Raw genomic sequence first — 16,687 nt, 5'->3', positions numbered from 1 at the left:
GCTTAACGGGGCGGGCGAAGGTGGGTCGGCGAGCGAGAAGAGGGAGGATGCGGAAGCATCCGGACCGTGCCCCGAAGGGAGAGCCGGGGGTGGAAGGAAAGGCACCCTAGCCCTCTCCCGCCATCCCCTCCGCCTCCTCCTCGGACGGACGGCGTGATCCTTCGAGGAGGAGGGGCGGGACGGGGCCCCCACCTCTCGAGGTGCGTGAGAAATGGCCGCGCGAGGTCGCACCCTTGTGGGAACTCCGTGGCGATCATGAACCCACCCAGGGGGCGGCACGCCCCGGACTCCGAGAGGGATACCCCGTCCGTCCGGCTCCCCACACCGTGCCCTCCCCAATCCCCCTACCGGCGGCCGAACGGGTCTGTTATGATCGGAGCCGGACTTTCGAAAGGAGAGAGACCTTGCCCCGACATGTCACAGTCCGCTGGGACGAAATCCGCAACGCATATGACCAGGGCTCGGCGGAGCGCCGCTACTTTCTCGACATCGAGACCGGAGAGATTCTCCCGATTTTCGTCGATCTGATCGAACGGGGAGGAAACCCCGAAGACGCCAGACGGATCGCCGGCGGCGTAAACAAACGATATTTCCTCGTCCCACACAAGCCTTCGTCGGAGGGATACGCGGAGATGGAGGCTTTCATCGCCACGGTGAAGGAGAAGCGGCTCAAGGGTCAGCTCACCGAGGCGATCGAGGGGAAGGGCGCCTTCCGGCGCTTTCGGGACACGCTTGCCCTCGACCCGATCGAGGAGGAGCGGTGGCAGAAGGAGAGGGACGAGCGAATCCGACAAGAGATCCAGTCTTGGCTCCACGCGAACGACATCGTCCTCACAGGGGAATCCTGAGAAGCCGGAAACGGACTTGCGCCTTCCACCCACCACGCTGCTCGCGCTGCTCACGGTCCAGGTCGTCTTTGCCGTGCACTACGTCGCGGCGAAGATGGTGGTGGAATTCGTCCCCCCCCGCGCATGGGCGTTGGTCCGCGTCGCCGCGGCCGCCGCGATTCTACTCGCCCTCGCGCGCGCCAGGGCGCCCAGGACGCGAGTCACCCGGCGCGACCTGGCGAGTCTCGCCTTCTTCGCCCTCTTCGGCGTGGTGATCAACCAGGTCTCCTTCACCGAAGGAATTCAACGGACCACCCCCGCCCACTCATCGCTCATCAACACATTGATCCCGGTCTCCACCTTTCTGTTCGCGCTCCTCCTGCGCGGGGAGTCGCTCACTTTTCGCAAGGGCGCGGGGCTCGGGCTCGCCTTCCTCGGCGTGCTCGTCCTTCTCCGGGTTCACGAGTTCACCTTCTCCGAACGTTGGGTGAAGGGGGATCTTCTCACCCTCCTCAACGCCTTTTCCTTCGGTTTCTTTCTCGCCGTCAGCCGGAACACCGTTCGGCGCTACCCCCCCCTCGTCTCCACCGCCTACACCATGGCCTTCGGCGCCGTGGGCATCGCCCTCGTCGGCGCTCCCGCCGCCCTTCGTTTCGACTGGCTCTCCCTCCCGGCCTCCACGGTGCTCGTCATGGCCGGGATCGTCCTCTTCGCCACGGTTCTGAATTACGTTCTCAATTACTATGCTCTCTCCCGGGTCGACTCCTCCACGGTTGCGCTCTTCATCTATCTGCAACCACTCCTGGCCACCCTCCTCTCCGTCGGGCTCGGACGGGAAAGCCTCTCCCCCCGATTCGGGGCGAGCGCGCTTCTCGTCTTCGCCGGAGTCTACCTGGTCGCCCGCGCCCCTCACCCCACACCCCGCGCGAAGATTTTGGAGGCGGAATAAGCCGCGCCGCGTCCCACCGTCTTTTCACATCGCGAGAAGCCTCTTCGTAAGACTCATCACCCACAACCTATTAAAAATCAGTCGATCCCGGCATTCGTTCCACGGAAAACGAAATGTTTCGTGTTTGGACCATTTCCCGAAAGCGACTAATAACCACGGTGAACAAAAAAAGGGGTTCACAAAACGGTGGGTCTTCCTTATTATTGCAGTTGCATCTGATTACGGGGACGGAACCCAAAAAAACGTATATCTCGCGTGGTCCGACGGCTTCCGCGTCCCGGAGCGGCCCGGTCGTCCGGCGCCCGTGTTTCCGAACCGTGGGCCTATTCGCACCCCGGGGGGACGTTTATGGCGAACGAAGCTTGTCGACACGATTGGACGATCGTGGACCTGCAAAACGGCTATTTGGTCACAGAGGGTTGCACCCGATGCGGCCGCCGCGCCTCTTTTTTCACCTTGAAGGATCAACCTCACCTCGACACCTACATGGAGGGAGGCCACCGCTGGCGCTTTCTCGCCAGCGCGCAATCGACCCGGTTCAACCTGCAGTGCGCCAAGTGCGGGATCAAAGTGGAGCTGAAGAACGTGATCGGGCTGATGCTCTGCACGGAGTGCGCCGAGGACTGCGACGTCCTCAAGCTGAAAGACGAATCGGAGGGGGGAAGCACCTGGATCTACGTGGCCCTCTGCTCCGATCCGATGCACGAGAATGGCGTTTGCGTCAGCGACGAGGAGATCCGCGTCCTCGAGGAATATTTCAACGGCAACATCAAATCACCCGGCAAACGCGTCCGATTCGCCCCCTGCATCCGATGGAAGTCCGTGGATGTCTGCCAGGGAGACGTGATCGCCGACGTGGGGATGAAAGAGATTTATTAGCCGCCGCGGTCCGGCCGCTGGGGCGGACCGCACGCAAACGATAGAGAGAGGGAAAGGCCATGAACGTTTCCGAGCTGAAGGGCAAGGCGGAACTGGGACTTCTGAACGAGCTTTTCGACCGCGAGGTCGAAGGGGTCTTCATATCGGACATGGTCAGCGACATTGTGGCCGGCGTTCACGCGGGCAACCTGCTCCTGACCATTCAGACTCACAAGAGCCTGATCGCCTCCGCCAATCTGGTCGACGTCTCCGCCGTCGTGTACGTGCGCGGCAAACGACCGGCGGAGGACGTGATCGAACTGGCGAACCGCGCCGGCATCAGCCTATTCACCACCGATCAGGACGCATGGAAGTTGGCCATCCGGTTGCACGGCCTCGGGCTGGAGTAACCCGGCCGATCCGGAGGACCACGCACGGGAATGACGAGCCTCCGCCTTCCCCGGCGGACCACCCGACAACAAGCGAAGGGGTGCCTATGCCAGCCGAAGCCGCTCTGAAGATCCTGAGCGAGAGCTCGGGCCGACGAGGAGACCTCATCCCCCTTTTGCAGAGAGTCCAGGAAATCGACGGCTACATCTCACCGGAAACGATCCGCACCATCTCCAAGCGACTCCGGATCTCGGAAAACGAAGTCTATGGAGTCGCCACCTTCTACGCCCAGTTCCGTTTCCGGCCGCCCGGCGAACACTCGATCCAGGTTTGCATGGGAACGGCCTGTCACGTTCGCGGCGGCGAGCAGCTCTCCGCCTTCATTCAGCACCGGCTCGGGATCGGACCCGGCCAGACCACGCCGGACAATAAATTCGATCTCGAACTCGTCGCCTGCCTCGGGTGCTGCGCCCTTTCGCCGGTCGTGAAAATCGACGACAAAATCTACAGTCAGATGTCTGTCCTCAAGCTCAGGGATGTGTTGGATGAGTACGAGAACGCTGGATAAACGGAGAGAAGCGGCCCTCGCGGCTTGGAACGACTTCGTGGGGAACGAAAAACCGATCCTCCTGGTCGGCGCCGCGTCCTGCGGGCGGGCCGCGGGCTGCATGGACGTCAGGCTCGAGGCGGAGCAGACGCTTCGCGATCTCGGGGTGGACGCGGAGATCGTGGAAGTGGGGTGCATCGGGCCCTGTTACCTCGAGCCTCTGCTGGACATCAAACTCCCGGGCAAACCCCGGGTGAGCTACTCCAATCAGGACCCGCGCCGGACACGGTTCCTGTTGGAGAAGGTCTTCCAAGGCGGCGAGTGGCCGGAGAGAGATCTGGTGGGACACTTCGGCGAAGAGGGGGCGATGAACGGGATGCCCCGCTTCCACGACCACCCGATGCTGAAGCCCCAGGTCCGGCTGGTGCTGCGCAACTGCGGCGTCATCGACCCGACCGACCTGGACCACTACCTCGCCCGGGACGGCTACCGGGCGCTGGAACGCGCGCTCGCCGGAAAACCCGAGGACGTACTGGAAACCGTGAAGGCATCCGGTCTCCGCGGCCGCGGCGGGGCCGGCTTCCCGACGTGGATGAAGTGGAACTTTTGCCGCCAGGCGGGTGATGGGCAGAAGTACATGATCTGCAACGCCGACGAGGGAGATCCGGGCGCCTTCATGAACCGCTCCCTGATCGAGGGGGATCCCCACGCGGTGCTGGAGGGGCTCGTTCTCGCCGCCTACACGATCGGCGCGTCACAGGCCTATATCTATATTCGCGCCGAATACCCGCTCGCGATCCAACGCCTCGAAGAGGCGATCGGGCAGATGCGGGAGATCGGCGTCCTCGGAGAGAACATCCTGGGGAGCGGTTTCTCCCTCGACATCACCATCAAGGAGGGGGCGGGCGCCTTCGTCTGCGGCGAGGAGACGGCGTTGATCGCCAGCATCGAGGGGAAACGGGGCATGCCGAGCAGCCGCCCCCCCTTCCCCGCGCAGTCCGGGCTCCACGGCCGCCCGACGATCATCAACAACGTGGAGACGCTCGGCACGCTGCCGAACATCATTCGAAACGGCGCCGAGTGGTACACCCGCTACGGCGTCGACACGAGCCGGGGGACGAAGACCTTCGCCCTCGCCGGCAAGGTACGCCGCACGGGCCTGATCGAGGTGCCGTTGGGGACCAAGCTGCGCACGATCATCGAGGAGATCGGCGGCGGTACGCAAAAGCCCTTCAAGGCGGTGCAGACCGGCGGCCCCTCCGGGGGGTGCCTCAGCGCCGAGTTCCTGGACACGCCGATCACCTACGAGAACCTGGCCCAAGCGGGGTCCATCATGGGCTCCGGCGGGCTCATCGTGCTGGACGAAGACACCTGCGTGGTGGACCTGGCGAAGTACTTTCTCCGGTTCACCCAGTCCGAGTCCTGCGGCAAGTGCGTTCCCTGCCGGGTAGGCACGCGCCATCTCTACAACATTCTCGACAGGATCACCTGCGGCGAGGGGGAACCCGACGACATCCGCAAACTGGAAACGCTCGGCGAGGTAATCCGGGGCGCTTCGCTCTGCGGGCTCGGCCAGACAGCGCCCAATCCGGTCCTTTCGACTCTCAAGTATTTCCGCAACGAGTATCTGGCGCACGTGCAGGAAAAACGCTGTCCGGCGGCGGTCTGCCGGGACCTGGTGATCTACCGGGTCATCCCGGGGAAATGCACCGGCTGCCAGTCCTGCGTGCGCGTCTGCCCGACGGGCGCCATCACCGGCCCCCGCTCGGAACCGCACAACATCGACGAGGAGAAGTGCATCAAGTGTCGAGCCTGCTACGAGATCTGCCGGTTCGACGCCATCGCCGGCGACGCGATCGTGATCACGTCCTGACAAAAGCGGTCCGCGTCCCGCGCGCGTGGAGCGACATGAAGAGAATCTACGGAAGCACGCCCCCCCGTACCGGCCGCCGAGGCGCGGCCGCGACGCGGGTCGCCCCCCTCGCGCCCCACCCCGGAGAATCCGGCGCCCCCCGGCGGCTTCTCCCCATCCCCGAACCGCGAATGACGACCGACCGTCTTACCGCCGCCCCCGGCGGCATAGCGCATGAAGGTGCTGCATGAGCAAGAACGGCGAGACTATCCGACTGGAAATCAACGGGCGGGCGGTAAACGCCCCGGCGGGCGTCACCGTCCACCGCGCCGCGGAGATGAACGGGATCCGCATTCCCACGCTCTGCTCCCACAAGGACCTCTCCCCCTACGGCGGCTGCCGACTCTGCATCGTCGAGATCGAGGGACTGCGGGGTTATCCGCTCTCCTGCAACACCGAAGCGAAGGACGGCATGAAGGTGCTGACCGACACGGTGGCGATCCGGGAGATCCGGCGGGAGGTCCTCCAGCTGATCCTGAGCGAACACCCCTCGAGCTGCCTCGTCTGCGGTGAGGCGGAAGAGTGCAAAGAGTTCTCCACCACGGTCCGGAAATCCGGCGTCGCCACCGGCTGCCGGTGGTGTCCCAACGACAAGCAATGCGAGCTGCAGGACCTCGTGGAGGAGCTGGGTATCGAGGAGATCCAATACCCGGTCCTCTACAAGGGCTACGAACCGGAACGGGGCGATCCCTTCTTCGATCGGGATTACAACATCTGCATCCTCTGCGGCCGCTGCATCCGCATGTGCCAGGAGATGCGCGGCACGGCGGTCCTCTCCTTCAACTTTCGCGGAAACCGCTCCAAGGTCGGCCCCGCCTACGACCGCTCCCACATCGAGGCCGGCTGCGAGTTCTGCGGCGCATGCATCACCGTCTGCCCCACCGGCGCGTTGGCCGAAAAGGCGAGCAAATGGGACGGCAAGCCGGACGACTCGATCGTCACCACCTGTCCCTATTGCGCCATCGGTTGCCAAATGGAATACCTTCGCGTCAAGAAACGTTTCTCCTCGGCCGTGCCGGTGCTCGACCCGGAGGTGAACGACGGCCAGGCCTGCGTGAAGGGCCGGTTCTGCGTCGGCGAGGTCACGCACCACTTCGACCGGTCCCGCAAGCCCTTCTCCCGCGAGGGCGCCTACTGGAAGGAAAAGGATTGGGACGAGGCGATCGATCTCGCCGCCGGAAAGTTGAAGGGGCTCCGACCGGGCGCCTTCTCGATGATCGTCTCTCCGGACTGCACCAACGAGTCGCTCTACGCGGCGGGCAAATTCACCCGCTCCGCCATGGGCGTGAACGCCGTCGACTGCACGGCCCGGGACGTTCTCGGCGGCGGTCTCGCCGCCTGGGCCGGGCTTCTGCGACGCCCCGTCTCGATCCAGGGGATCCACCGCGCAAGCCGGATCCTGGCGGTCGGTCTCGACACGCGTTTCAATTTCTCCATCATCGGCGTGGAGATCCGGAAGGCGATGCAGCGGGGCGCCCGGCTCGTCACCATCGGTCCCCGGGAATCGAACCTCGCCCGCTACGCCGATCTCTGGCTGCGGACCGAGCCGGGAACGGAGGGGACTTTAGTGAAGGCCCTCGCCTCGGGAGAGGGGAAGGAGCGCAAGGCGGCCGCGAAGCCGGCCGGCGCCGACCCAGCCGACGTCGACCGCGCGGCGGAGATTCTCGGCTCAGGCGAGGATCTGACCGTGATCGTAGGCCCCGCCATGTTCCGCTATTCCGCGACGGGCGATCTGATCGCCGGACTCGAGACGCTCCTGGAGCGGGAGAACGTCTCGCTCATCCCGCTCTACACCGGCGCCAACACGCGCGGCGCCCTGGAGATGGGCGTCTTCCCGGAACTGCTCCCCGGACCGGTCGCCGCCGGCGATTCCCAGGGGGCGGCGAAGATCGCGAAAGCCTGGAGCGTCGATCTTCCCGCCGACACCGGCGTCCGGCTGGAGGAGATCCGTTCCGGCGCCGTTCGTCCCGAGGTGATCTGGCTCGTCGGCGCCCACCCCGGATTCGAGCGCCCCGATTGCGATTTCCTGATCGTGCAGGACATCTTCGAGCCCGATTTCCCCTGCGATCTTTTTCTCCCCGCCGCCGGATTCGCCGAGTCGGAGGGGACGTTGACGAACGTGGAGGGGCGCGTGCAGGCGGCGCCGCGAATCGAGGAGCTTCCGGACAGCGTGCAGTTCGGAAGGGTCCGCCCGGACTGGTGGATCCTCGGCCGGGTCGCCCGCGCCCTCGGCGCCGCCGGTTTCGACTGGGAGTCGGCGGAGGAGGTGCGCCGCGAGATCGCCGGCGTGGTGGACGGCTTCCCCGAGCCGGGCCATGAGGACCGCGCGGTCCGTACGCTCCGCTTCCCCGAGGGGCTCGGGAAGAACGGCGGCGGAGCCCGAGCGGCGGAGCGCGGCGCAAAAGACTTCCTGCTCGTCCTCCGGCCGAACGGCTACACCCACCGCGGGACCGGCCTCACCGCCCGGGTGGAAGGACTCGCCGTGCTCCAGCCGGAAAACGGCTTCTTCCTGAGCGCCGAAGACGCGGAAAATTTGGGAGTGAAGGAGGGGGACCGGGTTCGGGTCCGGGCGGGGGACGCCGCCGGAACCGCTCCGGCCCGCATCGAGCCGGAGCTGCCGCGGGGGGTCGTTTATCTCTACGTGCCCGAATCGGTCGGGGGCTTGGCGGACCGCAAGGGGCTGGCCGACCTCTATCGACTGAACGTGAATCCCTGCCCCGTCGAGGTGACTAAGGATGTCCTATAAAGTAATCGAGCGACGCATGATCGTACCGAACATCCACGAGCTGGTCGTGGAAGCGCCGGATGTGGCCCGTTCGATTCAGCCCGGCCAGTTCATCATCGTCCGCCCGAACGACAAGGGGGAGCGGATCCCGCTCTCGGTTTCCGATTTCGACGCCGAAAGCGGCGCGCTCACCTCCTTCTTCCAGGAGGTGGGAGAATCCACGTCGAAGCTCGCCCTTCTCCGCGCCGGCGACACGATCCCCACCTACGTGGGCCCCCTCGGCGAAGCGACGGAGGTCGAGAACTACGGAACCGTGCTTCTGGTGGGCGGATGCTTCGGCATCGGCAGCCTCTATCCGATCGCGCGAACCCTCAAGGAAGCGGGAAACCGCGTCTTCATGGTCTCCGAGGCGCGTTCCACCTATCTGCTCTACTGGCAAGACCGGTACAAAAAACTGGTGGACGGCGTCTTCACCATCACGCGGGACGGCACGCACGGCGCGAAGGGACACGTGGAAAACATTACGGAACTGCTCGGCCGGGAGGAGATCCGGCCGGACCGCGTGATCGTGAACGGATGCACCTTCCTGATGAAGAGGGTTTCCGACATCACCCGGCCGCTGGGTCTGAAAACCGTGGTCAGCATGAACCCGATCATGATCGACGGGACCGGAATGTGCGGCGTCTGCCGGCTGAGCGTGGGCGGGGAGATCAAGTTCGCCTGCGTGGACGGACCCGATTTCGACGGCCACCTGATCGACTGGGATGAGTTCCTGGCGAGAAGGAAAACCTACAACGAGGAAGAAACGGCGCCGCTGCGCAAGAGCGACGTGGGCACCGTCCACCACGGCGGCTGCTGTTCCCGGTCGTGACCGGCCCCGGGGGGAAGGGTTGATCGATGGCTGAAGAGAAGAAACCGAAGAAGATCATTCCCGAGCGGTTCGATATGCCCAAGCAGACGCCGGAGGAGCGGATCCGCAACTTCGACGAGGTGGCCCTCGGGTTCGAGATGGAGACCGCCGTTTTGGAGGCGCAGCGCTGCCTCCAGTGCAAAAAACCGCCCTGCGTAGCCGGGTGCCCCGTGGAAGTGCCTATCCCGAGCTTCATCGGCCGCCTCGCCGAGAGGGATTTCGAGGGAGCGGTGGAGTCGTTGAAGAGCAAGAACGCCCTCCCCGCCGTTTGCGGGCGCGTCTGTCCCCAGGAGGACCAGTGCGAGAAGCTGTGCATCCTGGGGAAGAAGCACGAGCCGGTCTCCATCGGGCGGCTCGAGCGTTTCGTGGCCGATTGGGAAGCGTCGGCGGGCGACGTAAAAACGCCGGCGAAGGCGAAGCCGACCGGCAAGAAAGTGGCGGTGGTCGGCGCCGGTCCGGCGGGGATCACCGTCGCCGCGGACCTCGCCGCGCTCGGCCACGAGGTCGTGATGTACGAGGCGCTGCACGCCCCGGGCGGCGTGCTGATCTACGGCATCCCCGAGTTCCGCCTCCCCAAGAGGATCGTGCAGCGGGAGATGGAATACGTGAAACGGCTCGGCGTGGAGATCCATTACGACTACGTGGTCGGCAAGACCCGCACAATCGACAGCCTGCTCGAGGAATTCGACGCCATCTTCGTCGGCTCCGGAGCGGGCCTCCCCTGGTTCCTGGGCATCCCCGGCGAGAACCTGAACGGCGTCTACTCGGCGAACGAGTACCTCACGCGCGTCAACCTGATGAAGGGATACCTCTTCCCCGACTTCGACACGCCGATCAAGCGGCCCCGCAAGGTCGCCACCATCGGCGGCGGCAACGTGGCGATGGATTGCGCCCGAACCGCCCTTCGGCTCGGCGCCGACGAGTCGCACATCGTCTACCGACGGAGCATGGAAGAGCTCCCCGCCCGGTACGAAGAGGTGGAGAACGCCGAAGAGGAGGGGGTGATTTTCGACATTCTGCACCTGCCGACCAAGATCATCGGGAACGAGAGCGGCTGGGTGAAGGGAATGGAGTGCCTCAAGATGAAACTCGGCGAGCCGGACGACTCGGGCCGGCGCCGCCCTGTGCCGATCGAGGGATCCGAGTTCTTCCTGGAAGCGGACGCGGTCGTGGTCGCCATCGGAAACAGTCCGAACCCGTTGATCACTAAAACGACACCGCAGCTGGAGACGGGCCGCAAGGGGAACATCGAGGCCGACCAGGAGACGGGCCGGACGTCGATGGAGAAGATATGGGCCGGCGGCGACGTGGTGACCGGCGCGGCCACGGTGATCATGGCCATGGGCGCGGGCCGAAAGGCGGCCCGTTCCATGCACGAATACCTGACCGGGCCCTGAGCGGCCCGCGGACGGAGACGATGAAGCTCTCGGAGATCAAAGACCTGCTGGACTGTCGGATCGTGTGCGACTGCGCCGACGCGGACCCGGAGATCTCGCTCTGCATGAGTTCGGATATGATGAGCGACGTGCTCGCCTTCGCCAGTCCCGGCGCGCTTCTCGTCACGGGATTGACGAACGCCCAATCGGTTCGTACCGCCGATTTCGCCGACGCGGCGGGCATCATCTACCTGCGCGGCAAGAAACCGGAAACGCCCACCATCGAACTGGCGCGCCGGTTGTCGATCCCTCTTCTCTGCACCGAACTGGGCATGTTCGAAGCCTGCGGGCGCCTGCACGCCGCCGGTTGTCGGGGGGCTTGCTGACATGTGCGAGGAAGACGCTCTCTACAGCAAGCGCTTCCCGATTCAGGGGGGCGATTTCGACAAGGCCGGCGAGGTGTCGACCCAGATCAAATCGATCCTGAAAGCGGCGGGCCTGAACGGCGACGTCATCCGCCGCACCGCCATCGCCAGCTTCGAGGCGGAGATCAACGTGGTGATCCACGCCGAATCGGGCCACCTCGAGTTTCTGCTGACGCCGACCACGATCCGCCTGATCGTCGAGGACAAGGGCCCGGGGATCGCGGATCTGGATTTGGCGATGCAGGAAGGCTACAGCACCGCATCCGACGAGATGCGGGAAAAGGGATTCGGCGCGGGAATGGGGCTTCCCAACATCAAACGCTCCGTGGACGACATGAAAATCGAAACGAAAGTGGGCGTGGGCACCACCCTCCGATTGGCGATTCGACATGGGCAATAAACCGAAAAAACTGCTGGCTCTGGAGATCGTCACCGAGAAGTGCAAGGGGACCCTCGCCTGCATGCGCGTCTGTCCGACCCAGGCGATCCGCGTGCGGAAGGGAAAGGTCAGCATCCATCCGCAGGAGTGCATCTTCTGCGGCACCTGTATCCGGGCCTGCCCGGAAGGGGCGATCCGGCCGCGGACAGACGCATGGGAGAGCATCCACGCATTCCCCTTCAAGGTCGCCATCCCCTCCACCTCCCTCTTCGGACAGTTCCCCGCCAGCATTCCGCCGGCGGACATCTTCGACGGGCTTCTCGCCCTCGGCTTCGACGCCGTCTACGATCTCTCCATCGAGTCGGAACTGGTCCGGCGGGCGATCCAGGACTATCTGGACGAATACGAGGGCCCTCTTCCGCTCATCTCCTCCACCTGTCCGGTGGTGGTCCGGCTGATCCAGTATTTCTACCCGCACATGATCGGCCAAATCGTTCCGATCGAATCCCCCCGGGAACTGGCGGCGCGGGAGGTGAAGCGTTACTACGCCGAAGAGAAGGGGATCCCGCCGGAGGATATCGGCGCGATCTACATCACCCCCTGCTCGGCCAAGATGGCGGCGATCAAGCATCCGGCCGAAGGGGCCGACAGCCATCTGGACCTGGCCATCGGCATCCGGGAGATCTACAACCCGCTGCTGGCGGCGATCACCAAGCTACAGAGCCAGGAGGGGGAACGGCGGGAACTCGGCGACCGGCCGTCGGTGATCCGGAGCAAGCTGAGCCTCAACATGACCCTCACCGGCGGCGTTTCGCACAACATCCGCCAGAACCGCTACATCACCATCTCCCAGCTTCCGAACATCATCCGGGTGATCGAAGACATCGAGAAGGGGAAAATCCGGGACGTGGAGTTCTTGGAATGCTATTCCTGCACCGGGGGTTGCATCGGCGGGCCACTCAACGTGGACAACCTCTTCGTGGCGAGGAGCAAGATCGAGAAGCTGGTACGGGAGGTGGAAGCGGCGAACCACAGCGTGGAACAAGAGGTGGAACGTCGCTACGTGAAGGGAGATTACTTCATACGGCGCCCCATCGAGCCGCGACCCGACCGTAAGGCGACTCTGGACCTCAGGGAGCAGATCGCCCAGATCAAGATGAAGGAGCGGCTCGCCGAGATTCTCCCGGGGATCGACTGCGGTCTATGCGGATGCCCCACCTGCGAGGTTTTCGCCGAGGACGTCTCCACAGGAAAGGCGGAGGCGGGAGACTGTATCCTGGTCGATGCCGAACGGATCCGCGACCTGCGCGCTCTTTACGCCTTCGACGAAAAACGCGTCCCCCGAAAAGGAAAAGACGACGCCGAGAAAGAGTAGAGCGGGAGAGGCGCGCCTCGGTCTGTTCCCGATGATCGCGGCGGGTCACCTCCGCGACGGCCCGGCTATGGGCAGGAGGCGCCCGAGGCGAGGAAGGGCAGGAATTTCATCGTGTCGTTGAAGCTCACCACTCCGGCCGAATCCCTGCTGAGATTGCCGCACCAGCCCGAACCCACCGTGAGATAGCCGATGTAAAGAAACGTGTCCTGGTAGTTCACGGCTCCGTCGCCGTTAATGTCGGGGCTCACTATTTCCGCCGAGGCTCGATGTTGGATCGGGATTCCCGCTACCTCCACGTTCAACGTGATGGTGCCGCAGCCGCCGACTCGGCGGATCTCGATGATCGCCTCCCCCTCCGCGTCGGTGGAGTCCTCGGAGAGATACTGCGCCTGCTCCGTGCCGAACACGCAGAAGGTCATGTCCTCGCCGATCGCGCTGACCGCGGAGGCGGTCACCACCACGCCCCCCGGAGGAATCCCGGGAACGCCGGCGCCGCTCGTGTCCCTCACCGCGACCGCCACGGTGAGAACGGAATCACCGGATCCGTCCGGGGAGAGCATCAGGCCGGTGTTGACCGTGAAGGTGGTGAGGTCCGGATCGATGGGGGCGGATTCGACCCGTAGCCGGACCGGGACCACGATCGGGTCCCCGGCGCTGTTGGCGATCACCAAATAACCGGCGTTCTGCCCGGAACCGAAATCGCCGGCGTCGAACTCGAGTTCCACGATGATCGGTTCGCCCGGGAGGACCACGCCGCTCTCCGGCTCCGCCGAGACCCACTCGATGGGCTGGAAGATCGTGAATTCGCCGTCGCTCTCGTCCGATCCCTGCCCGTCTTCGGTGGCGACCCGGATCAAACACTGTTCGGACACCGGGCCCTCTACTTCCCATAGGTAGGAGCCGTCGTCCGGGTGGCCGGTCTCCAGGGTTTCCCAGACCGCGCCGCCGTCCCGGGAACATTCGATGCGGACCGAATACACACAGCCCGAAGTTCCCCACAAGATCGACCGCTCCTCGCCGATCCCCCACTCCTCGCCGCCGTTGGGCGCGAGAACCAGGACCTGCGGTCCCGCCGGGGGCACGAGGATGACGCCGTCCTCCTCGTGCGGCGGGGAACCCCACCCGTCCCCCTCCAGCTCCCACTCGATCATCAGATCGCCCATGCAGGCGTCGACGATGGTCACGTTCACGGTCGCCACCGCGGTTTTGTTGGGTTGGACCTCTCCCCAGAGGCCGGAGGCGCTCCAGTGGACTTCGGCGCCGTTGCCCGTCGTGCCGTCGGTGTAAAGAGTGCGCGTCGTCCCGGGCACGACGAAATCGGTGGAGGAGTTCACCGTGACGCCGATCGGGAAGTCGATGGTCGCGTATTTCAGGTTTTCCCAATCCGGGCTCGCGTTGGCGATGGTGAAGACGATATCGAACGTCTCGCCGCCCGTGTACTCGGTGATGTCGGCGACGCAGGTGGAGCCGGTGATGTTCTTGGCGCCCGGATCGTCGGTGATTCCTATGTTGTAGTGAAGGAGAGAGCCGACGGTCCCGTTGTTGGCGATCTGCATGTAGCGCGTCACCTTCTCCCCCGGCAGAAGGGAGACCTCAAAGGAGGCGGGGTACACGTCGCAGATCGGTTGGGGGGTGACGAAAACCGAACCGACGTAGGCGACGCGGTTGAAGGCGGTGGCGGTGACTTTCATGTACTGGTTCACCGGGAGGGTCTCTTCGATGGGGATGATCGCCACGCCTCCGGCGTCGGTGAGGGCGGAACCGAAATATACGCCGTCGTGGGAGAGGGCGCAGAGAACCCCGGGCGTTCCCGAGACGGTCACCCGGAAAGTGGCCGCCAAACCGACCATGGTGGAGGCGTGGGTGACCGCGAGAGGTTCCGGCGCGTCCGTGCGGATTCGGAGGGAGGGGTCGGCGAACAGGTTCCATCCCCGGAACATCTTCACGCCCGCCGTCTCATACTCCTGGATCATTCGGCAGGCGCCGGCGAAGCAGAGGCCGCCGACGCTGGTCAATTCCTCGTCGGCGAGCAGATCGATGAACTCGTCCTGGGCGCACATGGGCGGGTCCCAGTATTGGGTGATGGAGGAGGCGTAGATCCCCACCGCGCCGACCGGCTGGTTCCCCCAAGCGCTCTGCACCCAAGCCTCGGCGAGACAGTTGTTGTCCCGGAAGGCGCCGTTCAGGCAGGCGACGTTAAAAATGAAGGGAAGTTCGCCCCGGTCGTCCAGGGCGCCTACGTCCACGAGGCCGAAGTAGGTGGTCCCCCAGTGCGTGATGTCTCCGTGGCCGCAGTAATTCACCAATCCCCGCCCCGCCTCCAGGGCGGCGGTCACCTCCGCGACGGTCGCGCCCGGATCATAGATCTCGTCCACCTCGTCGTAGCCGTAGTCGAGGAGATCCTCGCGGATGTATCCCATGTGCTCGTAATCGTATTCGCCGTCGTCCCCCGGTCCGCGGTCCGAGGCGACTCCGGCGGCGCGGGCCAGGTGAGCCGCCCCCTCGGCCATGTCCCTCTCGTAGGCGATGGTCCGCACGACTTGGGTGGCCACGTCGAAGGAATCGGTCGCCGAGAAACGGCCGATGAAGAGATCGGGATAGTCGTCGTCACCGGCGACGCAGGCGTAGTCCGGATCGGCCGGACCGGAGGGGGTCCCCACCGAAAAGGAGGGGATCCTGTCGGCGTCGCCGACGAGAAGCACATAGGAAAGGTCGCCTTCGTCGTACACGCTCCGAATGGTGGCGTGGATCTCCTCCGGCGTCGAGCCGACCGCCGCGACGTCCAATAGGACGGTGCGAATCCCCTTCTGGTTCTTCCAGTCGACCAGGGGCGCCACGGCGTCCAGGAAATCGGCGTGAGCGATCACAAGCATATCGCCCATTTCGTCGGAGGGTTCGATCGACAGGCGGTCACCGCCGAGGAAATGTTTCTCGTAGATGCCCATCCACTCGCGGTCGGCGGTGCGCCTCGGATTCCGAAGCACATTGATCGATCCGGGACCCGCCGCCCGCAACTCGGCGACGATTCTCTTGTACGCGCGAAGGGTCCGCGTCGACGGGTCGTAGAGGAAAGGCTGGAAGGAAACATCCATCCCACGCAGGTCCCGCAGAACGTAGGGATCGCCCGCCGTCACGGGTTCGGCGGGAAACCAACCGGAACCTTCATAGAGGGGATCGAAGGAAAAGGGAACGGACCCCGGATCGATGGAACGCTCGATGTGCCCCTTGGAAGGGGCGATCGGAAGGTCGGTGAAGTCTTCGTACTCCGCCTCGAGGACAACCAGCTCCATCCGGGCGTCGTCGGGCACGCGGAGGCTCCGCCGGAGAATGGGCAACGCGGGGCGACCGGCGAGACGGAGCCGTCCCTCGCCTGGCAGATCGATTTGGTAGTATACCTCTTCCTGGATTCGTATCGGCGTTTTGGAGAATGCTCCGATTCCACATTCCAGCGAGACGCGATCCGTATCGGTTGATAAAACCTTTACGTACACGTCCGTCTCGGCGCCGCCCAGAAAGACGATCTCTCCTGCGGCGGGAGACACACCGGTCAGCAGAGCCGCCACCAGGAGAACGAGGTGAATCCAAGGACGCATCTTCATTCTCTCCGGGAAGCGAGCTATCGATAGATGTTCGAATCGCTCTCCCGGTGAAAAGACTACCATAAAGTATAACCCGCTGTCAACAAACAAGATATAAGCACGTCTTCGGGAGAGGGAATCGTTTAACCTGGCCTGTGCACGTCGTTTACAGTGGATTTTGTAATTCTCGCCCGTACCATCGGTTCCGGCGGCGGCGGAGGCCGGTTTTCCCCAGCCTGCATCTCATCGAACACCTAATGCAGGGAGGGTTTGGGACCCTGAAGAACGAAAAATGGGGCGGATCGATGGACGATCCGCCCCTCTGGTTTTTTACCGGTCGAAATTTTACCGGATGAGCGTCACCCGTTTCGATTCCGAGGAGCCGCCGCTCCGGAAGAGCGTGAAGTACAGCCCCGAGGAAACCGAACGGCCCGAG

Annotated in this window: 13 protein-coding genes; 12 read left to right on the top strand and 1 reads right to left on the bottom strand. The window is 64.4% G+C overall.

Annotated elements, in window-relative coordinates; translation table 11 throughout:
* Positions 1 to 404 precede the first annotated feature (404 nt).
* The 12 genes from JW958_00380 (at position 405) to JW958_00325 (ending at position 12,673) form a co-directional block, all read left to right on the top strand.
* Positions 405 to 848, top strand: coding sequence for a hypothetical protein (locus tag JW958_00380; protein ID MBN1824685.1), 444 nt, complete (start codon positions 405 to 407; stop codon positions 846 to 848).
* Positions 849 to 864: 16 nt separating this feature from the next.
* Positions 865 to 1,776 (top strand): DMT family transporter, encoded by a 912-nt coding sequence (locus tag JW958_00375; GenBank protein ID MBN1824684.1) that lies wholly within the window; start codon positions 865 to 867, stop codon positions 1,774 to 1,776.
* A 348-nt stretch (positions 1,777 to 2,124) separates the two neighbouring features.
* Complete coding sequence (locus JW958_00370; protein ID MBN1824683.1) at positions 2,125 to 2,655, top strand: hypothetical protein; 531 nt, start codon at positions 2,125 to 2,127, stop codon at positions 2,653 to 2,655.
* 59 nt (positions 2,656 to 2,714) lie between these two features.
* Positions 2,715 to 3,044: a hypothetical protein gene (locus JW958_00365; protein ID MBN1824682.1), complete on the top strand. Its 330-nt coding sequence runs from the start codon at positions 2,715 to 2,717 to the stop codon at positions 3,042 to 3,044.
* A gap of 86 nt (positions 3,045 to 3,130) precedes the next feature.
* Positions 3,131 to 3,592 carry an NADH-quinone oxidoreductase subunit NuoE gene (gene nuoE / locus JW958_00360; protein MBN1824681.1) on the top strand — a complete coding sequence of 154 codons (462 nt, stop codon included), beginning with the start codon at positions 3,131 to 3,133 and terminating at the stop codon, positions 3,590 to 3,592.
* A gap of 100 nt (positions 3,593 to 3,692) precedes the next feature.
* Positions 3,693 to 5,444, top strand: coding sequence for a 4Fe-4S binding protein (locus JW958_00355; protein MBN1824680.1), 1,752 nt, complete (start codon positions 3,693 to 3,695; stop codon positions 5,442 to 5,444).
* Between the two features lie 226 nt (positions 5,445 to 5,670).
* The gene (locus JW958_00350; GenBank protein ID MBN1824679.1) at positions 5,671 to 8,229 is read left to right on the top strand and encodes a molybdopterin-dependent oxidoreductase; all 2,559 of its coding nucleotides are present in this window, start codon (positions 5,671 to 5,673) and stop codon (positions 8,227 to 8,229) included.
* On the top strand, positions 8,219 to 9,079 hold the full coding sequence (locus tag JW958_00345) for a sulfide/dihydroorotate dehydrogenase-like FAD/NAD-binding protein (GenBank protein MBN1824678.1): 861 nt from the start codon (positions 8,219 to 8,221) through the stop codon (positions 9,077 to 9,079). Before JW958_00350 ends, JW958_00345 begins: the two co-directional genes overlap by 11 nt.
* Positions 9,080 to 9,105: 26 nt before the next feature.
* Positions 9,106 to 10,515 carry an NADPH-dependent glutamate synthase gene (gene gltA, locus JW958_00340; GenBank protein MBN1824677.1) on the top strand — a complete coding sequence of 470 codons (1,410 nt, stop codon included), beginning with the start codon at positions 9,106 to 9,108 and terminating at the stop codon, positions 10,513 to 10,515.
* 20 nt (positions 10,516 to 10,535) lie between these two features.
* The gene (locus tag JW958_00335) at positions 10,536 to 10,880 is read left to right on the top strand and encodes a transcriptional regulator (protein MBN1824676.1); all 345 of its coding nucleotides are present in this window, start codon (positions 10,536 to 10,538) and stop codon (positions 10,878 to 10,880) included.
* Position 10,881: 1 nt separating this feature from the next.
* A complete protein-coding gene (locus JW958_00330; protein ID MBN1824675.1) occupies positions 10,882 to 11,319 on the top strand; it encodes an ATP-binding protein in 438 nt (145 codons plus the stop codon).
* Entirely contained in the window at positions 11,309 to 12,673 is a 1,365-nt protein-coding gene (locus tag JW958_00325) for a 4Fe-4S binding protein (GenBank protein ID MBN1824674.1), read from the top strand. The genes JW958_00330 and JW958_00325 overlap by 11 nt, the downstream gene beginning before the upstream one ends.
* Before the next feature lie 65 nt (positions 12,674 to 12,738).
* Here JW958_00325 and JW958_00320 read toward each other — a convergent pair whose 3' ends face one another.
* Complete coding sequence (locus JW958_00320) at positions 12,739 to 16,266, bottom strand: hypothetical protein (protein MBN1824673.1); 3,528 nt, start codon at positions 16,264 to 16,266, stop codon at positions 12,739 to 12,741.
* Positions 16,267 to 16,687: the final 421 nt, after the last annotated feature.

Source organism: Candidatus Eisenbacteria bacterium, assembly GCA_016930695.1.
Taxonomy (GTDB): Bacteria; Orphanbacterota; Orphanbacteria; order Orphanbacterales; family Orphanbacteraceae; genus JAFGGD01.
The sequence above is the reverse complement of the archived record's forward strand: the minus strand, read 5'-3'. Positions and strand labels throughout refer to the sequence as shown.